This is a genomic window from Paenibacillus sp. Paensp38 (assembly GCF_059491915.1).
In genome coordinates this window covers 3,937,737-3,958,297 of sequence record NZ_CP168516.1, presented here as the reverse complement: position 1 = coordinate 3,958,297, position 20,561 = coordinate 3,937,737, and the positions used below count along the sequence as shown (strand labels likewise).

Here is a 20,561-nt window from a genome sequence, read left to right as displayed (position 1 = left end):
CAGTCTATCAGCAATTCTGTTAGCTTAACAAACCAAGCTTTTGCAGTCCGTACAAAATACCGTCTTCATCTGCGCGTTTTGTGACCATTTTAGCTGCGGCTTTGGCTTCATCACAGCCGTTGCCCATCGCGACGCTGTTATGTATAGCTGTCAGCATCTCCACATCATTTAAGCCATCGCCAAAGGCGTATTGATTTTCAGCGGCAATGCCCAGTCTGGACGTAATTTCGCGAATACCCTTCGCTTTGGAGCCAGCATGAGGAACAACGTCCACAGAACTCGGATGCCAGCGCACAAAGTCAAACGCCTTGAATACCGTTTCATAGAAAGGCTCTTCTTCTGCTGTACACATCAACAGCGTCTGATAAATATCTCTTCCTTGGAAATAGAGCGGATCGTATCCAACTGAAATCTTGGCCTTAAGCGTTTGGACCGATTTCTCTACAAGCTCATCGTTAGGAATATTGGCCTTCATGTCCATATGATCCATATATACAAGGGCATGATTATGTGTGAGGGCCAGATCGGTCATCGTTTGCAAGGCTTCTCTGTTCAACGGATTGGTAGCGACCACTTCCCCGCGGAGCACGACATATTGCCCATTAAAGCTGACGTAGGAGTCAATTTCCAACTGCTCGCGGATATCTTTGAACATAAAAGGTGCACGGCCTGTTGCAATGGCCACCTCATGTCCCAGCTCTTTCAAAGCAAAGACGGCCTTTTCTGCCGTTAACGGCATTTTCTTGTCATCGTCCAGCAATGTACCGTCGATATCGAAAAAGATAATTTTTTTGTCTGACATGTCCTTACACCTGACTTTCAATAATGTATTTGTCGAAATGAACTCATATGGATTCATTATATCAAAGGAACTGCTTCTGAATACACAAATACGTATAAATCCTCATGAATGTCCGACCTCTATAGCTTACAATATGAAATAAGGCTTACTGTAAAATATAATTTCTATCTCCTATTTTCATAGATGGGATGTGATCACCATGACAAAAATCCAAGTCACACCGGAGCAGCTGGACAGCGTGGCCTCCCAATTTGCCAATGCCCACGGCACACTGTATAACCAGTTAAATGGCCTGGATAGCACAATGAACCACCTTCACAGCCAGTGGGATGGTATGGAGAGGAATCGTTTTTATAATGACTATCGAACGGCTAAATATACACTATCTTCTATATTAAATAAGGTTCAATCCATTGAAATTGAGCTGAAAAGCATCGCTTCGAAATTTAGAAATGCGGATGGTGAAAGCACACGTGGCTTCTGGACAGCCCTAGCAGCGGCAATGAGCGCTAGCGCAGCGCTGGCAGGCAGTGGAGAGGCTGGAGATCATGGTGGTGAAATTGCGAAGCACCCCAAAAACATAGACGAATGGGAGCAGGCAGACGCGGTTAAATATCATCAATATGAGGAACTACTGAAAAACGCCGAGGCCATCGGCGACAAGCAGGTTATGCAGAAAATTCACGACCAGATGAATGTCCTGCAGCTGCAATATGAGGACTCCGTTACCCGTACAGATTACAATACAGGAGAGACCTCCAAGATCACATCCGATTCCCTTGTCGCCGTCACTGAACTGACAGGTAAAGACGGAAGCAAAACGGATATATCTATAGATAAAAAAGGGAATGTTGTGAGTTATGAGCAAAATACGGATAAATACGATTACTGGGTCCAAAAGCATACCCAATCAGCCGGAGAGCATGCTCTAGGTAAAACGGCCCAGACCGTCACCGGATATGGAATAGGTCTTATTTTGTCGCGCGGGGCTGGTGTTAGTGGGGGAGGTTCGGGCATCGGTACTGGCGCAGCCTCCGGCTGGGGGGAACACGTCGTCGGCATTGGTGGCGGCATGCTCAGTGACAAAGTACTTTTCTCTGTACCCGATGAGGGCGAAACCCGTACCATGATCTACCGAACGAATAAAGAAACCGGACATATTGAGAACATGATCATCGTCACCAAAGGTGAGAATGAAATGGAGTATCGCTATTGGGAGGATTATAACTAGATCTTGAGCAGTGAACGATAATAACGTGTTTAGGAGTACCCATAAAATCTACAGTCTTTTTTTCTAGAACAGGTGAGCGGCAGGTGGAAACTGTAAACTCACTAGCTGGAGAGGTCTGTGGATTTTTTTGTTTACCATTTTTTTCTGAATTCCGATATATTAAATAGATAGAATACATATCCAAGGTAATTTAATTGAATATTCGAAAAAGATTAAAGTACTAGTTTTAGAGGGAGAAATAGTAAATGAAAAAACCATCCATTAGTATTAGTAGTTGTGTTGTTTTGAGAGGGTAGGGAGAGGAGTTACGATATGCAACAATCAGAGACATTACTGTACACGTACAGGCTAACATTGAAAGATATCATGTTATTTAATTTTTGTTTGAAGTATCAGAAGTCTACTGGGCTTAAGTTGATGGCATCAATCCAGTTTCTGTTGGTCATTATGGCTACATACAAGCTTATAGTAGATAATGAAGTAGATCCTAATACGATAGCGATGTTCTTCTTTCCATTCTTAGTTTTTGTAATTATTCCTTTCTTTACTATTAAAGAAGTGAAAGCTAACTACCTAAATCACCCACAATGGCCTATTGAAAAAGATTATGAGTTTTCAAAGGAGGGTCTTCATTTTACGTACTCTGCGGGTTACAACTGGGATGAAGTAAAGGGGGTCATTAATACGCTGACTGCCTTTTATATATTGCTGCCTAATCATAAATTTATATTGGTCCCCAAGCGGATTTTTTCTAGTAGGCTGGAGCGCCGACAATTCAAAGAACTGTTGATAACCCAGATCGGATCAGAGAGATGGGATTATAAATTTATAGACAAAATGAGCAAATTAAATAGAAAATAATTATATTTATGGTAAATAAAATTAAAGGCTAATACATTTGTTAAAAGGAGGAACTCATATGTATCTTCTATTTTGTAGTGATCCTCTAAATTCTAAAAGTGTAGATATGGATTACCGTGAAGAGTGCGAGGTTGCACAGAGTCTTGGTTTTGATATAGGGTTGGTCAATTTTGATAATCTGATCGAGGATGAACGGGAAGGATCAGAGTCTAACCCATATATTGTTTCTAAGAATATGCGAGAGTATGTTGCTAAACAGGGAAGCGAGTACGTGAACGCGCTATACCGTGGATGGATGTTAAGGCCCAAAGTATATGGTGCTTGGACTGCAGCCTTGGAGGCCGATCAAATCAGGATGCTGACAAGTGCTAAGAGTTATAGGAACTGTCACTATTTTCCCGATTCATACTCGTTAATTCAAAATTTTACGCCTCGGAGTGTATGGCTGGAGCGGGACCAATTGGATGCGGAGCATATTCTAGAGGCGGTCATACCTTTTGGAACGACAGCAATAATGGTCAAGGACTTCGTTAAATCACGGAAACATGATTGGCTGGACGCCTGTTATATCCCGGATGCGTCAGATCAGGTGCATGTGGAACGGGTGATTCGTCGTTTTGTTGAACTTCAGGGGACAGAATTGAATGGAGGAGTTGTGTTAAGGGAGTTCGTACCTTTAGAATTTCTTACCCTTCACCCCAAAAGTGGCATGCCCTTGTCTAAAGAATATCGTCTATTCTTCATGTTCGGAGAGCCTGTTTTTACAGTTAATTACTGGGATGAGGCTGCATATGAGACCGTTCCTACAGATCTGGATGAATTTATTCAGATTGCACGTCAAATCCAAAGTCCATTTTTCACAATGGATATTGCTCGTACACAAGCAGGACAATGGATTATTATAGAATTGGGAGATGGGCAAGTTTCGGGACTGCCTGAGAACACGGATCTTGAAGCGTTCTATACAAATTTAAAAAAAGTGGTGGTGAACCGTGGATTATGGTAAAAGGCACAGTGCTTCTGTTGAATTGGAAGGCTGTGCCTTTCTATCAATTTTGACATTTCACAGACTTGCAATTGGGGTAGCAAATGATGGATGATAGAAGAGGGCCTTTTATGTAGAAAATAGGGCTAAAGATAGAGAGGATACTAATAATAAATAGATCGGATTTACCGTATTTTTGTATATTATTGTAGAAAAAGATCGTAATTCAGGTTATAGTAAAGGAAGAAATTAACTAGGATACCTTTACCCAAATACGTAATTGTGGAGGGAAACATGAGTACATTTAAAAATTGGTTGAATACAACTAAAAAAGGACTTGGAGACCAAGTTAAGAAGTTTAAGAATAAAGATTTTATGGAAGCTGTTGTTGCAGGCTGTGCATTAGTAGCATTTGCTGACGGTACGATTAGTCCGGAAGAGAAAACAAAAATGGCCGGATACATAAATATCAGTGAAGAATTGAAAGTGTTTGATATGGGTGAGGTCATCAACCGTTTCAATCACTATGTAGCGAACTTTGAGTTTTCACCTGAAATCGGTAAACAGGAAGCACTGAAGGCGATTGGTAAATTGAAAGGTAAGCCAGAAGTAGGCCGACTCGTCGTTGGCGTATGTAGCGCTATTGGCGCAGCTGATGGTGACTTTGATGCCAATGAGCAGCGAATTGTGGCTGAGATTTGCGGCGCGCTTGGTTTGAATCCGTCTGAATTTAGTCTGTAAATTTTACGGAAGGGAGGTGTGTTAATCAGTGGCTGTAATTAATCTGGTCAAGGGCCAGAAAATTGATTTGACCAAGGGAAACACAGGACTGACCAAGGTTATAGCAGGATTGGGATGGGACCCTGTACAGTCCAAAGGATTTTTTGGCTTCAAGAAGCAACCCAATATTGATTGTGACGCTTCTGCCATTTTGCTGGATGCCAACGGAAAACTGACTCAGTCAGATAACGTAGTGTGTTTCCACAATAAAAAAAGTCCATGTGGCTCTGTCGTGCATTCCGGTGATAACCTGACCGGACAAGGTGACGGCGATGATGAACAAATTGAAATTGACCTGGCACGTATTCCTGCCAATGTCGACAAAGTGCTTGTTGTTGTGAATATATATGATTGCGTTAACCGGAAACAGGACTTCGGCATGATCGAGAAAGCGTATATCCGCATTCTGGACGGTGCTAATTCCAAGGAACTGGTGACGTTTAATTTATCTGATAATTATGAAGGGCTGACCGCACTGGTCTGTGGAGAACTCTATCGTCATAACAACGAATGGAAGTTTGCTGCAATCGGTGAAGGAACCCATGCCGTACATATTGATGTGCTGGCTCAGCGTTATATGTAATTTTAGGTTGCTCATACAAAACTTAATGTGAAAAGGGGTTCTTACTCATGGCAATTAACTTATCCAAAGGTCAAAAAATCGATTTGACGAAAACAAATCCAGGTTTGTCCAAAATCACAGTGGGTCTCGGTTGGGACACAAATAAATACGATGGCGGTAAAGATTTTGATCTGGACGTATCCGTATTTTTGGCTAATGCGGAAGGTAAAGTAGAATCCGATAAGAACTTTGTCTTTTTTAATAACCCACAAAATGAGAACGGCTCTGTCGTTCATACAGGGGATAACCGCACAGGTGATGGCGACGGAGATGACGAGCAAATTAAAATTGATCTGGGTAGCGTGCCAGCTAACGTTGAAAAGATCGCTTTTACGATTACAATCTATGAAGCACAAGAACGCAGCCAAAACTTTGGACAAGTGTCCCGTGCTTACGCTCGTATCGTAAACGAAGCAAACAATGAAGAATTGGTCCGCTTTGATCTGGGAGAAGATTTCTCAATCGAAACAGGCGTTGTTGTAGGCGAACTGTATCGTCATAGCGGTGAATGGAAGTTCAATGCCATTGGTAGCGGCTATCAAGATGGTCTTGCAGGATTGACGCGCGATTACGGTTTGGCATAAAAAATCTATACAAAGAAAGCAGGTATGCGGAATGACCATTAGCCTTTCCAAAGGACAACGTATTGATCTGACCAAAACGAATCCTGGCTTGACTCGTGTCGTTGTAGGTCTTGGATGGGATACGAATAAATACAGTGGTGGCGCGGACTTTGACCTGGATGCTTCAGCTTTCCTACTTTATGAAGACGGCAAAGCCAAAGCTGCGGATGATTTTGTATTTTACAACAACCCGACAGGTGGAGCAGGATCGATTACCCATACAGGCGATAACCGTACAGGTGAGGGCGATGGGGATGACGAGCAAATCATCGTTGATTTCTCGAAGATTCCTGCGAACATCCACCGTATCGGGATCACGGTTACCATTTATGATTACGAGGCACGCGCGCAAAACTTTGGTCAAGTGTCCAATGCTTTTGTGCGTGTGGTAGATGCAGCAACGGATCGTGAAGTGCTGCGCTACGATTTGGGAGAAGATTTTTCCACCGAAACGGCCGTCGTATTCTGTGAATTTTACCGTCAGAATGCAGACTGGAAATTCCAGGCTATCGGTAGTGGCTTTGCTGGTGGATTGGGTGCGCTTGCTAAAAACTATGGCTTGGACGCTCAATAATATCCACTTGGGGTGGTGTCCATAGGGCGCTACCCTTTCTTTTTAAGCTATTACATTGAGCATTTTGCATAAATCCCAAGAGCATTTTCAAATCAGCAATATATAGATCGAAACGCTTTAGTTTGTCTATATATTGTTCTTATGTGCGTTGGGAATCGAATGATCCAAAATGCTACATTAGCGTACGCTGACACATGACAAACCGACAGAAAGGTGACACAATCATGGCTGTTATCGTAGTAAAGGGACAGAAGGCGGATTTGACGAAAACAAATCCGGGCCTGACCCATGTCAACGTAGGGATTGGCTGGGAGTCCCCAGCGTCTCTGGAGCTGGATACTTCGGCATTTTTGCTAGGTCCTGGAGGAAAAGTATCGGGTGATGAGGATTTAATTTTTTATAACAATCCGACCACGCCCTTTATCACCTATTCAGACGGACAACAGTCCGGTGACAAAAAGCAATTTGCCCTTGATCTGACGCGAATTCCTGCAAACATCGAGAAGATTGCGTTTACGCTGACGATTTATGATGCGGATCAGAAACGGCAAAATTTTGGACAGGTTCAAGGTGGGTTCATTCGTTTTGCTCATCCGGTTAGCGGAGAGGTTTTGCGGTTTAATTTGGACAGTGGATTTACAGTGGAAACGGCGATTGTCATTGGTGAACTGTATCGTCATAACGGGGAATGGAAATTCAACGCGATTGGCGCAGGTTTTTCCGGTGGATTGGATGCGTTGTGCGTTAATTTTGGGATTGAAGTGGAAAATAATCCGGCTCCTCCCACGCCAGTGCCTACACCTCCGTCTCCAGCGCCTCGACCAGCACCAGCGCCTCGACCAGCACCAACGCCGCCACCAGTACCACCTGCTCCGAAGCCAGAGCCATCTGCAACACCGGTGAATCTGAATCTGCGGAAAATTGAGCTGAAGAAGAAGGGCGACACCATTAATCTGAAAAAGGGCTCAGGCGGATTGGGTGAAATCCTGATCAATCTGAACTGGAATCAGGTGCAGCAAAGCAAGGGATTTTTCAATCGCGGCTCCAAGGGTGTCGATCTGGATCTGGGCTGCTTATATGAGATGAAGAATGGAGATAAAGGCGTTGTACAGGCGCTCGGGGAAGTTTTCGGTTCTCTAAATCGCTTTCCGTACATTGCTCTGGATGGCGACGACCGAACAGGCTCTGTGAAAACAGGGGAAAATCTTCGCATCAACGGTGCTAAAATTTCTGAAATTAAGCGAATTTTGGTGTTTACCTTCATCTATGAAGGAGTCACGAACTGGTCACAAGCGGACGGGGTAGTCACGCTGTACCAGAAGGATGGGCCGGACATTATCGTTCACATGAATGAACATGACAATCGCAAAGGGATGTGTGCAATTGCCATGATCCAAAATGTAAACGATGAAACGTTTAGCATTGAAAGACTCGTGCAGTTCTATGGCGGTCATCGTGAGTTGGATCGGGCCTATAACTGGGGCATGCGCTGGTCGCAGGGTAGCAAATAAATTGAATTATCGGAGGCACTCTTTTCATGTTGAATGATTTGTTTAAAAATATCAGCGAAAACTACGGCCATTTCTTTTCATGGAGTGATGTTGTAGGTACGCTTACTGATCCAGTGAGTTGGGGGATTATAGGAACTCTCATTTTGCTGGAAGGACTTTTATCGGCGGATAACGCCTTGGTTCTCGCAGTTATGGTTAAACACTTACCTAAGGAACAACAGAAGAGAGCCTTATTTTACGGGATTTTGGGTGCGTATATATTCAGGTTCCTGGCTATCGGCTTGGGTACATTCCTGATTAAGTTCACCCTGATTAAGGTACTGGGTGCAGCTTATCTGCTCTATATCGCTTATAAGGGCTTATTCAAGTCCGAAGGTGATGGAGAAGTGAAAAACAAACCTACTTCTTTTTGGAAAACGGTATTAATGGTCGAACTGATGGATATTGCCTTCAGTATTGACAGCGTCATTGCAGCTTTCGGTGTGAGCGAGAAAGTATGGGTTCTGTTCCTGGGTGGTATTCTCGGCGTTCTGATGATGCGTGGCGTTGCTCAAGTGTTCCTCAAGCTCATTGATAAATTTCCAGAACTGGAACAGACAGCCTTTATTATGATCGCCATTATCGGGGGTAAAATGCTGGCTGCTGCTTTTGGCTTTCATATGTCGCAGATTTTATTCTTCGGCATTTTGATTGCTGTCTTTGTAGGCACAATGGTTATCAGCTCGGCGAAAAGAAAGAAAAAGGCCGACAAAGAGGCTTAATGTACAAAGTATAGCGAAATCCCTCCTGAAACTAAGGGGGGATTTCTTTTATACCCGGAGCACAGGGCTTCAGTCAGGCAAGAAAGAGCAAGAGGAGGGGAAGAGCCCTGAAATATTTTAATGATTTAACCTCTGAGGAAGTAGAAGCGATCTTTTATACTCCACCGTTGGAGTTTCATAACCGTTCTCCCAAAAGTATATTGGCTTATGCGATAGGAGCGGCTTTGTACATGCCAGCGACCCGCTCGGAAGTAGCGGAAGAGATCAAAAATGGAAAACATGAAGGGTTAACAACGGTCATTTTGGATTTGGAGGATGCGATAGGGGATCAGCAGGTCGGGCAGGCGGAACAATCGCTGGCGCAGCAGCTGTTTCAACTATTGTCTTATGTACGGACGGGGATGATGAGTGAACAGCAATTACCTTTGTTATTTGTGCGTGTGCGCTCTGTGGAGCAGTTGGAACGACTACTGAACGGTTTGGGTGAATCTTTGTCGCTGCTCACGGGCTTTGTCTTACCCAAGTTCTCTTCTGATAATGGACGAGCGTATTTTGCACTCATTGCAGAATATAACCGGAGTATGCATACAGGGGCAGGAAACGAAAACAACATGCCTGTGCTGTACGGGCTACCGATTCTTGAAAGCTCCAAAATCATTTATCGGGAATCCCGCTGGAAAGAGCTGTTGTCGATTAAAGAAATCTTAGACGAGTACCAGGAATATGTGTTGAATGTACGCATTGGAGCAACCGATTTTTCCAGTCTATATGGCTTGAGACGCAGCCCGGATATTACGATTTATGAAATTGCCGTCATTCGGGATTGCATCGCAGATATTATTAACTTGTTTGGACGCGTGGGCTCAAATTACGTCATTTCCGGTCCTGTATGGGAATATTTCTCTCACCGAGAACGTGTCTTTAAACCTCAATTAAGAGTATCTCCTTTCGAAGATGCACTTGGGAAGCCGGGCCGACACTTGCGGATGGACTTCATCTCAGATGCCGTAGACGGACTGATCCGAGAAGTCATGATGGACAAAGAGAATGGGATTATCGGCAAAACGATTATTCATCCCTCCCATATTAAGCCGGTACAGGCCATGTATGCGGTGACACATGAAGAGTATATGGATGCACTTGAAATTGTTGAGCGTAACGATGGTAGTCTGGGGGTATTCAAAAGTACCTATGCCAACAAAATGAATGAAATTAAGCCGCATTTGAATTGGGCTCATCGAATTATCAATAGATCAAAAGTATACGGGGTGTTACATGAACAACAACATTTTGTCAGTCTCTTACCCAACCACGAAAACACATCTGCTGCCAATCCTGGAGCAGTTCAGCGTTAAAATTACGGAGACTCATAATCCATTCCGTCTTCCTGTGGACAAGCTGTTTGCGATGGCGGCACGGGTCAATAAAAAGCGTTCGTTTTTATTTGTCAGCAAGGTGCTGGGCAAGCATATTCCGGTAAACCCATACACCTCTCTGCTCAGTGGTGCGGCGCTGGCGATCCTGCTATATAAGGAGCTTGTCCCACAAGCGGGACAACAGATGGATGAACTGATTGGAGAGGCCGTGAGAGGACTACTTAACCCAGACTATGCGAAAGAGGCCTATCGAAAGCTGATGGATGAGCGTTTAGCTTTTGCTTTTACGGAGCCGATCAAGTTTGTTGGTTTTGCCGAGACGGCTACAGCACTGGGACACAGTATGTATCGGTTGTTTGACGACGGGGCCTCGTATATTCATACGACGCGCGAGGATATCCCGGGCCTTCGGCCTATTATTCGGTTTGAAGAAGAGCATTCGCACGCTGTTGATCATCGTTGCTATGCACTGGATGAAGGTGCTTTTGCGGGTGATGGCCCGATTGTGCTGGTAGATGATGAAATTACGACGGGGAAAACAACGCTTAATATCATACGGGATATTCAGGAGCATTTTCCGCGTAAACAGTATGTGATTGCTTCGTTATTGGATTGGCGGACAGACAGCGACGAGCAGGCTTTCGCTGATCTGGAGGTAGAGCTAGGCATTACGATTACGCCTTTAAGCTTGCTCAAAGGAAAGATTGAGGTACAGGGAGTACCAATACTGGATCACGCAGAATATGCTGGACAGGCTGGGAACCCAGAACATGCAGCCACTAGCATGGCAGAGGTTAATAAAGATGCTTCTGGAATAATTGACCACCGTTTTGAACAGGAGGCTTCCGGTTTTGAGCGGGTAGTACACAGCTCCATGTCAACGGACGGGTACACCAATACAGCTCCTTATCTAAAATATACAGGCCGTTTTGGTCTACAATCCATTGACAATTCAGCGTTGGATGCAGAAATCACGCGTACAGCCGAACGACTGAAGCAACTTCGTTCTGGGCAACGCACGCTGGTTATGGGCACGGGAGAATTCATGTACATTCCAATGCGGATTGCAGCAGAGTTAGGCCCGGATGTGTATTTTCAATCGACGACACGCAGCCCGGTATATCCCCACCGAGAAGAAGGGTATGGAGTCGCTTGTGGTGTGACATATCCATCGCCTGAGGACAGTACGATACGCAATTTTATTTATAATGTAGACCCTGGTCAGTATGACGAAATATTCGTTTTGATGGAAAGGGAGTCGGACCTAGAGCGGATGAACCCCATGCTGGAGGCTTTGAACCGTCTGGGCTGCGATAAAGTGCATGTCGTTTATTTTAACGGTTTAACTAGACAGGAGAGTAAAGGAGCGCGGATATGAAGCAAGCACTCATGGAGCAAATACAACAGAAGAACATTCATCCGCCCAAACCTCTAGGCAGTTATCCTGCCTCGGATGTCACATTTTTATTGAAGGATTTGAGTAGGGTTACGTTGGAAAAAGGGACGGAGGATCGTGAAGAGGCGATTCAGTCGGGCGTCCATTATTCAGAAATGCTGCCAGTGGAATACGAGCCCACCGCAGAGTATATTGCATTGTTTCACGAAACGCTTGCCCAATCTGCCCAAAAGGTTGCATTAGCGGCAGCTTCTGTGGCTGAGATGATTGTGAGAAAAAGAGGCTTAAATACGGCGATTGTTTCTCTGGCTAGAGCAGGGACGCCCATTGGTATCCTGATCAAGCGTTATATTGACTGGAAGTATAGCGTATCCTTGCCGCATTACAGCATTTCTATTATTCGTGGCAAAGGCATTGACCGGAATGCGATATTATACATTTTACAGCAGCATGGGCTGGGGATTGAACTTCAGTTTGTCGATGGCTGGACGGGGAAAGGGGCAATTCGCCAGGTATTGATTGAGGCCTGCCGTGAGATGAATGCGGATTACGGGTTGCGCCTAAATGATGATCTGGCGGTGCTGGCCGATCCGGGCAGATGTTCAGAAACCTTTGGTACACGAGAAGATTATTTGATTCCAAGTGCTTGTCTGAATTCGACTGTATCAGGTTTAATGAGTCGGACGGTATTACGCGACGATCTCATAGGCCCTGACGATTTCCATGGGGCCAAATTTTATGAATCCTGGCGGTCAGTGGATCAGTCCAATACGTTTGTGGATACGGTATCCGGGTATTTTCAAGACGTGGCTGAAGCGGCCGTTGCATATGCTGAACTAATGACATTGAATCCGCCTGCGGTGACATGGCAGGGCTTACGGGATATTGAGGCGATTCAGCAGGCATTTGGCATTCGGGATATCAATCTGGTCAAGCCCGGAGTGGGGGAGACGACTCGTGTACTGCTGCGCAGAGTGCCGTGGAAAATTCTGATTGATCGCGAAGATAATCCGAATCTCCAGCATATTATGCTGCTGGCAAAGGATCGTGGAGTGCCCGTAGAGGTATTTGAAGGATTGACTTATTCCTGCTGCGGAATTATCAAGCCGCTCAAGGGGGGACAAGAATGATCTACGCAAGTGATCTGGATCAGACACTGATTTACTCCAAACGTTCGCTTGGCGTACCGCTGGAGTCCCCTGGTCTGTTGCCTGCGGAACAGATAAACGGGGCGACATCGGCTTTTATTTCTGAACAAGCCCTGCAATGGCTAAAGACACTGCCTGAAGATGTGATGTTTATGCCCGTGACGACTCGGACGATGGAACAGTATCGACGAATCACCGTGTTTCAGACGGAGTTGGTTCCCGCATATGCCGTGACGAGTAATGGTGGAAACATCATCGTTGGAGGCGAGGTGGATCGAGAGTGGAATCGACGTATTCATGAACAAGTGCGCCGTGATGGTGCTCACGCGGAAGAAGCACGTCAGGTGTTCGGGCAGGTGCTGCATGAAGATTGGGTGGTAAACGAACGCTTTTGCGACGAGTTATTCTATGCTTTCATGATTGAACGGGATCGTATGCCGCTGGAACAGGTGCTGGAGAAGGCGCGAATCATGCGTGAAATGGGCTGGGAGGTATCCATTCAAGGTCGTAAGGTGTATTTGGTACCTGCAGCCGTGAATAAACAGGCAGCCGTGGAGCATATCCGTAACCTCACGAATGGAGGGACCGTGGTTGCGTCCGGTGACTCTTTGCTAGACCGTTGTCTGCTGGACTATGCCGATTATGCGATTGCTCCGCGTCATGGTGAATTGTATCGGGAACAACTGCGGGATAAGCTGGAGGTCAATTATCGTTTTACAGAAGAGTCGGGGGTTTATGCAGCGAACGAAATCATGGCGTATGTTCATGAAATACACCGGAGTGTGTTCGCAGCTCAAACTTCATTTTCAGAATAGATAGGGGACGTGGCTCTGTGAAGAAGGTTAAAGTGTATTTTAACCGCTGGTTTTCAGTGGCGTATCATTATATGAATGCTATTCGTAACAATGAGGACGGTATTCCGTTCGAGATCTATGCGACGCACTCTGATCCGCAGCATATGGCGTTACAGGCCAGTGATGTAGCTGAAGTAGAGCCTCGCACCAGTGGTGTGGAGTACGCACGGTTTTGCGCTGATTTTTGCAGGCGGCACGGAATTGATGTCTTTATCCCACGGTGGAATATGCTCGATATTAGCAAGCATCTTTATTTGTTCGATGATATTGGGACAAAAGTGATGGTATGCCAAGATACCGAACTGCTGGAGCAACTGATGGAAAAGGATCTGTATTATGAATCCATCCGTCAAAAGGACATTGTCACGATTCCCGATTATGCCATTGCCAGCAATGCTGAGCAGTTTAAACAGGCTTATGAGTCGTTAATAGCACTTGGGCATAAGGTATGCTTCAAGCCATGTAATGCGGAAGGCGGAATGGGCTTTCGTATCATCGACAATGAACGTAATCCGCTGGAGGAACTGTTCGGCCATGCGCTGAATCATATTTCATTCGAGGAAGCACACCGCGTATTGTCATCCACAGAATCATTTCCCAATCTGATGGTGATGGAGTTGCTGGAGGGATACGAATACAGTATTGACTGCCTGGCTGACCGGAACGGAAAGCTGCTAGCAGCAGTTCCGCGTAGGAAGGCAGGAGGACGATTACGGCTGCTGGAGCAGCATCCCGAGCTGTTGGAGGTGGCACAGAAGGTCGCTGAGGCGTATCATATTCCGTACAATTATAACATTCAGGTAAAATATAACGGCGAGCATGCCAAGCTGCTAGAGATCAATCCGCGGATGTCCGGAGGACTTCATGTATCATGTTTGTCAGGTATCAACTTTCCTTATCTAGCGGTGAAATCGGCTTTGGGTCATGAGATCGGTTCACTTCATCCGCAATACGACATTTTAGCCAGTCATATCGAGCAGCCAATCACCATACGTAAATCCGTACATTGACACACACAAATATTGTTTTCTACAATATGGTAAGGGTTTACGTCAGGAGGTACAAGCTATGACGTCAAAAATGTGGGGTGCCACGATTGCTGTGGTTAGCTACCTGATTGCGCTTTTACTAAGTTTTTGGTTGCCACTGTTTGTGTGTTTGGCGATTCCGATCCTTGGTTTGGGAGGATACAGCGCCATCATGGCTGTTCGCCATCCTCGCCCCAATCTGACCGGTTCCGTGATTCCGGTGGTGCAGGAGCAGGTCGGTGAGACACAGCAGCATGAAAAGGAAGCTGCCGTTCGACCGCAGTCTATGACAGGACAAGTACGTCAACCAGATCAGGTGAGCAGTGAATTTGCTCAGGTGATGGAGTATTTGGAGGTACTGGAGGATATGGTGATCTCCGAGGGACAGAAGGATGCGCTTGATAACGAGATTGTCGAGAAGGCGCTGGCTCTATTTGCACGTTTGCAGCGGGTCATTCCGCTTTTGCATGAACTGAACAACAGCGAAGTGAATCATACGGTTCGGAGATTGATTTTGAAGGATTTGAATGGGCTAATTAATCCGTTTCTTCGGCTCAGCGGCGATGCGAAGCGTACCAACCGGAGGACGTTGTTAAACGGATTACGGGATGTGGATAGTAAAATATCAGTAATTGTATCCACGGTGGAGCATAAGGATCTGATGGAATTACAGAGCAAAGCGGAGCTTATTCACCAGCGTTATAGCAGTTCCGAATTGTAGGCGATTTGTAAGAAAATAAAAAAGTAGCAAATTAGCTGCTCTGAAAAACAACGATTATACTTGGGAACAGTTGTTTTTTAGAATAGGAGGTAGCGTATGGCGACCCCATGGGCTGAGTTGAAAAAAGAAGATGAACAGAAGGTGACTGAGGAGGCTTCACAGCTGATTCAGAAGGTATCACAAAGCGATGTCATGAGCTTGGATACCTTAATGGATGATATCGGTAAGTTGGGGGTTAAAACGCAGGAACGTGCGGGGCAGACCCTTAAAATGCTGGATCGTCCGGTAAACGACCTCATGTCCGGTGATCGGGCTGAGGTATCCAATATGATCTTAAAGCTGCGTGATGAATGTGAAACGCTCCAGCAGAGCAAAAATGTGAGTTTTTTTGGCAAGCTTCTGCGTAAAAGCCCGTTAAAAAACTACATTTACAAGTATCAGTCGGTGAAGACGAACATCGAGAAAATCATTACTGCCTTGAGAGATGGTAAGGATAATCTGGAAGAAAACATCGTCAGCATGAGACAGTTGAAGAAAGCCTCCATTGAAGAAATCTACAATTTACAGACGAAGATCGCCTTTGGTAATCGCCTGAAAGAACTGTTTGAGACCGAGATTGCCAAGCCGGAAAATGAAAACCGCAAGCCTCATCTGGAGCGGGGATTGCGCAAGGTGGTTACTCGTACGCAGTCTATGACCGAAATGATTTTGTTATACAATCAGGCGATTGCGGCAACGGATATTATTAATGATAACAATGATAAACTGATTGATTCTGTAAATAATGCGATTGATAAAACATCGAATCTGATCACTGTATCGGCTATGATCGCGATGGCGCTGGCGGATCAGGACAAAATCATTTCAGCCGTCGATGCGACCAACCGTACCATTGAAGATCAATTCAAGGAAAATGCGAAGCTTCTCAAAACGACGACCGAGAGAACGACAGATCTGCTTAGCAAGCCTTCTATGTCACTGGAGGCTGTGAATCAGGCGATTGGTGATTTGGTATCTGCTTTGGATCTGTCTGAAAAATCAAACCGTCGGATTATTGAAAGCTGCCATGATTATACAAGTAAAATGACAGCAATCAATGCCAACCTTAGCCAACGTTTGGGGATCGAAGGGAAAGAACCTTCCAAACCGCTGAAGGATAGTAATTCTTCTGAGGGTCTTAGCTCGTTTTTGAACTGATGACAATGTAGAATAATAGACCAATCTATGAAAAAGACGCCGGGATGACTCCGAAGGGCGTCTTTTTTTGGTTTGCCAGCAGCTAATAAAGGACATGATGAACATACATAGCATTCTCGTGCATAAACTCTTAAAAAGCGAATGACAAAAGGAGAGAGCGAGCGTATGATGTCTTTTATTTTGGGCTGTGTCATTGTCTATTTACTTGTGGCTGCCAGTAGCGAAAAAGCAGATTCAATTGTGGAGTTAAATGATTCTGTGAAATAAAATTTTTTATTGAAAATCATGCATTTTCTGATAGGATAGAGTTAAATATTGGAATCCAAAAGGAGAATGCATGCTGGAATTTTCATTTGAAATCATCGACGAATCGAAAATTAACATTGTATATCAGTATGGAAGCAGCAGCTTCAATTTTAATTTATTTTTTAACTACGGTGTGTGGACGCTGCATCCTTTTGACGGGATTCTACTGCAGAACAAGGAAATGTGCCGTCTGATCGTTACGGATCTGTTTAAGAACAAAGATTTTCATGTCATGCTGGCACGCGAAAATATTTTATTATCAACCCTGCGTACCTCTATTGATCTCAATCCCGAAACTCGGGGAGATCGATATCAGGAACAGGAATTTGATGAACTGTCTGATTTTGCCGAGACACACAGCTTTGAAGAGGTACTGCAAATCGAGCAGGATTCCGTCCGCGAACGTATGGACTTTTTCCAAAACATCATTCAAAAAATGTATATGGAAGGATTCGGCCCCGAAGACAATGATTTTAACAAGGTACAAGCTATTCTTCGAATCTATAAGGCTGCACATGACCAACTCGGAGAATTAAGCGACTTTCCCCTGAGAGGCGACGAACGACGCAGATGGTAGAGTAGACGTACTAGACGTACAAACGCAAACATCATAGAGGAGCGTGGGGAACATGAGCAGTATTTCTTTACTTAAAAAGAATGCGCAACTGGTACTGACTAAAAAGAATCTAACGAATGTGACTGCGAGAGTTGGATTGGTGCTCGATATTTCAGGATCTATGAGAAGTTTGTACAAAAATGGTACCGTTCAAAAGGTGTTGGAACGAATTGTTGCAGTAGCGAGTGCTTTGGATGATGATGGTGTACTGGACGTATGGGTGTATGATCACCGTTTTTCACGGTTGCCTTCCGTTACCGAAAATGATGTTGACAACTATGTTGAAAGACATATTCTGTCCAATGATTATTTGCCCAAGTTCGGTCGTAATGATGAGCCGCCTGTGATGCGCGATGTCATCGCCAAATACACCAAGGAAGAACTCTCTTCTGATCCGGCCTTTGTTATTTTTATTAATGATGGCGGTGTGAAGCGTGGAAAAGGAGACAACATCGACAACGCGGTCATTGATTCGTCAGGAGAGCCGATTTTCTGGCAATTTATAGGTGTGGGTGAGTCCGATTTTGGTGTATTAAAGAAGCTCGACAACATACAAGGCCGTGTGGTAGATAACGCTAATTTTTTTCAAATACAAGATATCGAATCTATGGAAGATAATGAATTGTACGAACTATTGCTTAACGAGTTCCCGTCATGGTTGCAAGAAGCGAAAGAAAAGCATATTTATTAAGGATACTAAGTGTTGTAATATGCGATCCTACAAAGCTTCATATAAAAAATACAAAAAGAGAGAGTTCCGCTAGCAATGCGAAACTCTCTCTTTCTTTACACACCTCTAAAACGTATAGAAGCTCTACGGCGGTTGCCAGCGGAGCGGGCAGAATTGTTCTGAAGAAGCGAAGCGTTCGCCTTTATCCCCGGATTTTACCCTTACAGGTTCTATTCAATAGAAATCCGGGGATAACAGCGATCGGAAGAACAATCTGCACGCGCAGCGCCCACCAACCGACCAAAGGCTTCTAATCGTTTTAACCTAACTCATCCCCATTAATATCATCGAGCAAAGGATAAGCCCTGCTCCGCACCCCGAAGTATATACCTTGAGGTGGTGGAACATGGATGTTTTCCAGGCTGACAAAGATTCATCGGAACGCAAACGCTCATTTTCCTCTCGTAATGCCTTGGATTGACGAATGAATAACTGTCCGATGTCGGCAAATCCCCGCAGGAAGAGGGTTAGAAAACCGCTTTGCAGAACGTGGAAGATTGCACCGATCACCAAGCCCAGCAACCCCAACAGGAATAACAGATTTGCAGTAGCCATGTGTTCACGACCATTCAAGAGATGGGGGGTGGCGTACAGAAACCCTAAGGTACTGACAATCAGGGCGATGATCCCAAAACGTAAAATCATTATTTTTCGACCCGTTTCGCAAAGCGCAGGTCTGGGTTCGAACGAGCATCAAATACGATACCTTGAATCTTAGGGCTGATTAATGCAGTGTCCGCAGAGAACTGGATCGGAATAATCGGCAGATCTTCCATCAATACGTCTTCTGCCTGATGGAGCTGTTCAAAGCGTTTTGCCGGATCAAGCTCAAAGGTTGAGGATTCAATCAGTTTGTCATACTCCGGGTTGCTCCAGTTGGTAAAGTTGTTCGAGTTTTTGGAAGTATAATGCCCCAATACGCCGAGCGGATCCAGGAAGTTTCCTTCCCAGCCCATACGGGCGATCTGGAAGTTCTTCTGTTTAAAGGTATCAATGTACGTTTTCCATTCCTGATTCTCCAGCGTCACTTCAACACCCAGGTTTGTTTTCAGCATTTCCTGAATCGCTTCAGCTACTTTTTTATGCTTGTCCGAAGTGTTGTATTTGAAGGTGACTGGTGGCAGCTTGGTCAAACCTTCTTCTTTCAGACCTTCGGCCAGCAATTGTTTCGCTTTTGCAGCGTCAAACTCATAGTATTTTTTCGGTGCTTCATCACGGAAGTCCTTGCCGGATGGCGTTGTTGTTCCGTATGGAACATAACCGTAAGCCGGAGTTTCGCCACCTTTGGTTACGCTGGTAGCCAGTGCTTCGCGGTTAATCGCGTAGGCAATGGCCTGTCTGATTTTTTTATTGTCAAACGGCTTTTGTTTTACGTTAAAAGAATAGGTGTACACACTAAAAGACGGATGCGACAGGAATTCCTTGTTGCTCTTTTCCTGATCCAGTGTATCCACGGGAAGGCTCAAAATCAGATCCAGATCGCCCGTTTTGTACATTTGATAATACGTTGTGGAGTCTTGCACCATTTTAAAATTAATCGTTGCCATCGTAATGGCATCTTTGTTCCAGAATTGATCGTTTTTCGTCAGCGTAATTTGTTCGTTATGTTTCCATTCCTTGGCTACATACGCACCGTTGCCGACAATTGTGCCTGCTTCTGCTGCCCATTTGTCATTTTTCTCAACAACCGATTGGTTTACTGGCAGATAAGCATGACCCACGGCGATCGTGGGGAAGAAGCTTAGCGGTGATTTCAGCTCAACAACAAGAGTTTTATCATCTTTGGCTGTAACACCCACGTTTTCAATTTTACCTTTGCCTGTGTTGTACGCTTCGGCACCTTTGATGTAGTAGAGGGCAGAAGGATCGTAGGCAGCTGTTTTTGGATTTAGTACCCGTTTCCAGGAGTATTCAAAATCCTTAGCTGTCAGTGGGTCACCATTCGACCATTTTGCACCGTCACGGATAGTAAAAGTGTAGGTTTTGCCGTCAGGAGATACGTCTACTTTGCTGGCAGCACCTTCTACGATTTTACCAGCCTTATCGTATGTATACAGCCCTTCATACAAGTTATCAATTACAAAATAGGACGTTGTATCTGATGCGAAAGCAGGGTCTAGCGTATAAGGTTCTCCACCTGCCAGATTGGCAGTAATTTCTTGCGGGACATCTGCTTGAGGAGCAGCGGACGGGTCGTTGCTTGCTGTTTTGTCCGTATTACCAGAGCATCCTGCCAAAGCCGTTACGGCCAAAAGTAAGATGATCGTCATCCAATGCATTTTTTTCATTGTGGTTTTCCTCCATTACTGTAATTAGTTATGCCAAAAATAAGGTACACCTTACCGGGAGTTACTCATCTTCCTTTCCTGCAGGTATGCCGCGTGTGCGCACTTCGATAAAGGAACTGCCGTTCTTCCTGCGGTTAGGCGAGAAGCTGCG

At 44.9% G+C, this 20,561-nt stretch carries 21 protein-coding genes; 18 read left to right on the top strand and 3 right to left on the bottom strand.

Going from position 1 to position 20,561, the window contains the following annotated elements:
- Positions 1–19: 19 nt before the first annotated feature.
- Positions 20–802 carry a Cof-type HAD-IIB family hydrolase gene (locus ACEN8J_RS17520; protein ID WP_029517570.1) on the bottom strand — a complete coding sequence of 261 codons (783 nt, stop codon included), beginning with the start codon at positions 800–802 and terminating at the stop codon, positions 20–22.
- Positions 803–1,001: 199 nt separating this feature from the next.
- On the opposite strand from ACEN8J_RS17520, the gene ACEN8J_RS17515 reads away from it, so the two are divergent.
- The 18 genes from ACEN8J_RS17515 (at position 1,002) to ACEN8J_RS17430 (ending at position 18,083) form a co-directional block, all read left to right on the top strand.
- Entirely contained in the window at positions 1,002–2,033 is a 1,032-nt protein-coding gene (locus tag ACEN8J_RS17515; RefSeq protein ID WP_495593789.1) for a WXG100 family type VII secretion target, read from the top strand.
- Between the two features lie 312 nt (positions 2,034–2,345).
- The gene (locus ACEN8J_RS17510) at positions 2,346–2,894 is read left to right on the top strand and encodes a YcxB family protein (RefSeq protein ID WP_069012931.1); all 549 of its coding nucleotides are present in this window, start codon (positions 2,346–2,348) and stop codon (positions 2,892–2,894) included.
- 58 nt (positions 2,895–2,952) lie between these two features.
- A complete protein-coding gene (locus ACEN8J_RS17505; protein WP_495593787.1) occupies positions 2,953–3,900 on the top strand; it encodes an ATP-grasp domain-containing protein in 948 nt (315 codons plus the stop codon).
- Positions 3,901–4,173: 273 nt separating this feature from the next.
- Positions 4,174–4,620, top strand: coding sequence for a tellurite resistance TerB family protein (locus tag ACEN8J_RS17500; protein ID WP_013369616.1), 447 nt, complete (start codon positions 4,174–4,176; stop codon positions 4,618–4,620).
- 28 nt (positions 4,621–4,648) lie between these two features.
- Positions 4,649–5,242: a TerD family protein gene (locus ACEN8J_RS17495; RefSeq protein ID WP_069012933.1), complete on the top strand. Its 594-nt coding sequence runs from the start codon at positions 4,649–4,651 to the stop codon at positions 5,240–5,242.
- A gap of 47 nt (positions 5,243–5,289) precedes the next feature.
- The gene (locus ACEN8J_RS17490; RefSeq protein ID WP_013308970.1) at positions 5,290–5,865 is read left to right on the top strand and encodes a TerD family protein; all 576 of its coding nucleotides are present in this window, start codon (positions 5,290–5,292) and stop codon (positions 5,863–5,865) included.
- A gap of 31 nt (positions 5,866–5,896) precedes the next feature.
- A complete protein-coding gene (locus tag ACEN8J_RS17485) occupies positions 5,897–6,478 on the top strand; it encodes a TerD family protein (protein ID WP_069012934.1) in 582 nt (193 codons plus the stop codon).
- Between the two features lie 224 nt (positions 6,479–6,702).
- Positions 6,703–7,989, top strand: a complete 1,287-nt coding sequence (locus tag ACEN8J_RS17480; protein ID WP_208332449.1) for a TerD family protein — start codon at positions 6,703–6,705, stop codon at positions 7,987–7,989.
- Between the two features lie 26 nt (positions 7,990–8,015).
- Positions 8,016–8,750 carry a TerC family protein gene (locus ACEN8J_RS17475; protein ID WP_029517565.1) on the top strand — a complete coding sequence of 245 codons (735 nt, stop codon included), beginning with the start codon at positions 8,016–8,018 and terminating at the stop codon, positions 8,748–8,750.
- A gap of 167 nt (positions 8,751–8,917) precedes the next feature.
- The gene (locus ACEN8J_RS17470) at positions 8,918–10,105 is read left to right on the top strand and encodes an HpcH/HpaI aldolase/citrate lyase family protein (RefSeq protein ID WP_340884493.1); all 1,188 of its coding nucleotides are present in this window, start codon (positions 8,918–8,920) and stop codon (positions 10,103–10,105) included.
- Positions 10,026–11,504 (top strand): phosphoribosyltransferase family protein, encoded by a 1,479-nt coding sequence (locus ACEN8J_RS17465; RefSeq protein WP_081317631.1) that lies wholly within the window; start codon positions 10,026–10,028, stop codon positions 11,502–11,504. Before ACEN8J_RS17470 ends, ACEN8J_RS17465 begins: the two co-directional genes overlap by 80 nt.
- Positions 11,501–12,652: a cysteine protease StiP family protein gene (locus ACEN8J_RS17460; protein ID WP_029517562.1), complete on the top strand. Its 1,152-nt coding sequence runs from the start codon at positions 11,501–11,503 to the stop codon at positions 12,650–12,652. The genes ACEN8J_RS17465 and ACEN8J_RS17460 overlap by 4 nt, the downstream gene beginning before the upstream one ends.
- A complete protein-coding gene (locus ACEN8J_RS17455) occupies positions 12,649–13,485 on the top strand; it encodes an HAD family hydrolase (protein ID WP_495593786.1) in 837 nt (278 codons plus the stop codon). The genes ACEN8J_RS17460 and ACEN8J_RS17455 overlap by 4 nt, the downstream gene beginning before the upstream one ends.
- A 17-nt stretch (positions 13,486–13,502) precedes the next feature.
- Complete coding sequence (locus tag ACEN8J_RS17450) at positions 13,503–14,534, top strand: ATP-grasp domain-containing protein (RefSeq protein ID WP_165150029.1); 1,032 nt, start codon at positions 13,503–13,505, stop codon at positions 14,532–14,534.
- Between the two features lie 58 nt (positions 14,535–14,592).
- Positions 14,593–15,273 carry a hypothetical protein gene (locus ACEN8J_RS17445; RefSeq protein WP_039272509.1) on the top strand — a complete coding sequence of 227 codons (681 nt, stop codon included), beginning with the start codon at positions 14,593–14,595 and terminating at the stop codon, positions 15,271–15,273.
- A 96-nt stretch (positions 15,274–15,369) separates the two neighbouring features.
- Entirely contained in the window at positions 15,370–16,470 is a 1,101-nt protein-coding gene (locus ACEN8J_RS17440) for a toxic anion resistance protein (protein WP_039272510.1), read from the top strand.
- A 337-nt stretch (positions 16,471–16,807) separates the two neighbouring features.
- Positions 16,808–17,353 carry a hypothetical protein gene (locus tag ACEN8J_RS17435; RefSeq protein WP_029517557.1) on the top strand — a complete coding sequence of 182 codons (546 nt, stop codon included), beginning with the start codon at positions 16,808–16,810 and terminating at the stop codon, positions 17,351–17,353.
- Between the two features lie 52 nt (positions 17,354–17,405).
- Positions 17,406–18,083: a vWA domain-containing protein gene (locus tag ACEN8J_RS17430; RefSeq protein WP_495593785.1), complete on the top strand. Its 678-nt coding sequence runs from the start codon at positions 17,406–17,408 to the stop codon at positions 18,081–18,083.
- 303 nt (positions 18,084–18,386) lie between these two features.
- Here the strand turns inward: ACEN8J_RS17430 and ACEN8J_RS17425 are convergent, their stop codons facing one another.
- Positions 18,387–18,767 (bottom strand): DUF3899 domain-containing protein, encoded by a 381-nt coding sequence (locus ACEN8J_RS17425; RefSeq protein ID WP_495593784.1) that lies wholly within the window; start codon positions 18,765–18,767, stop codon positions 18,387–18,389.
- Entirely contained in the window at positions 18,767–20,410 is a 1,644-nt protein-coding gene (locus tag ACEN8J_RS17420) for a peptide ABC transporter substrate-binding protein (RefSeq protein ID WP_340954419.1), read from the bottom strand. The genes ACEN8J_RS17425 and ACEN8J_RS17420 overlap by 1 nt, the downstream gene beginning before the upstream one ends.
- Positions 20,411–20,561 lie beyond the last annotated feature (151 nt).

Bases quoted from the DNA above. Each gene is read 5' to 3' on its own strand.
- ACEN8J_RS17520 (WP_029517570.1), bottom strand. From the start codon at position 802: ATGTCAGACAAAAAAATTATCTTTTTCGATATCGACGGTACATTGCTG.
- ACEN8J_RS17515 (WP_495593789.1), top strand. From the start codon at position 1,002: ATGACAAAAATCCAAGTCACACCGGAGCAGCTGGACAGCGTGGCCTCC.
- ACEN8J_RS17510 (WP_069012931.1), top strand. From the start codon at position 2,346: ATGCAACAATCAGAGACATTACTGTACACGTACAGGCTAACATTGAAA.
- ACEN8J_RS17505 (WP_495593787.1), top strand. From the start codon at position 2,953: ATGTATCTTCTATTTTGTAGTGATCCTCTAAATTCTAAAAGTGTAGAT.
- ACEN8J_RS17500 (WP_013369616.1), top strand. From the start codon at position 4,174: ATGAGTACATTTAAAAATTGGTTGAATACAACTAAAAAAGGACTTGGA.
- ACEN8J_RS17490 (WP_013308970.1), top strand. From the start codon at position 5,290: ATGGCAATTAACTTATCCAAAGGTCAAAAAATCGATTTGACGAAAACA.
- ACEN8J_RS17485 (WP_069012934.1), top strand. From the start codon at position 5,897: ATGACCATTAGCCTTTCCAAAGGACAACGTATTGATCTGACCAAAACG.
- ACEN8J_RS17480 (WP_208332449.1), top strand. From the start codon at position 6,703: ATGGCTGTTATCGTAGTAAAGGGACAGAAGGCGGATTTGACGAAAACA.
- ACEN8J_RS17475 (WP_029517565.1), top strand. From the start codon at position 8,016: ATGTTGAATGATTTGTTTAAAAATATCAGCGAAAACTACGGCCATTTC.
- ACEN8J_RS17465 (WP_081317631.1), top strand. From the start codon at position 10,026: ATGAACAACAACATTTTGTCAGTCTCTTACCCAACCACGAAAACACAT.
- ACEN8J_RS17460 (WP_029517562.1), top strand. From the start codon at position 11,501: ATGAAGCAAGCACTCATGGAGCAAATACAACAGAAGAACATTCATCCG.
- ACEN8J_RS17455 (WP_495593786.1), top strand. From the start codon at position 12,649: ATGATCTACGCAAGTGATCTGGATCAGACACTGATTTACTCCAAACGT.
- ACEN8J_RS17445 (WP_039272509.1), top strand. From the start codon at position 14,593: ATGACGTCAAAAATGTGGGGTGCCACGATTGCTGTGGTTAGCTACCTG.
- ACEN8J_RS17440 (WP_039272510.1), top strand. From the start codon at position 15,370: ATGGCGACCCCATGGGCTGAGTTGAAAAAAGAAGATGAACAGAAGGTG.
- ACEN8J_RS17435 (WP_029517557.1), top strand. From the start codon at position 16,808: ATGCTGGAATTTTCATTTGAAATCATCGACGAATCGAAAATTAACATT.
- ACEN8J_RS17430 (WP_495593785.1), top strand. From the start codon at position 17,406: ATGAGCAGTATTTCTTTACTTAAAAAGAATGCGCAACTGGTACTGACT.
- ACEN8J_RS17425 (WP_495593784.1), bottom strand. From the start codon at position 18,767: ATGATTTTACGTTTTGGGATCATCGCCCTGATTGTCAGTACCTTAGGG.
- ACEN8J_RS17420 (WP_340954419.1), bottom strand. From the start codon at position 20,410: ATGAAAAAAATGCATTGGATGACGATCATCTTACTTTTGGCCGTAACG.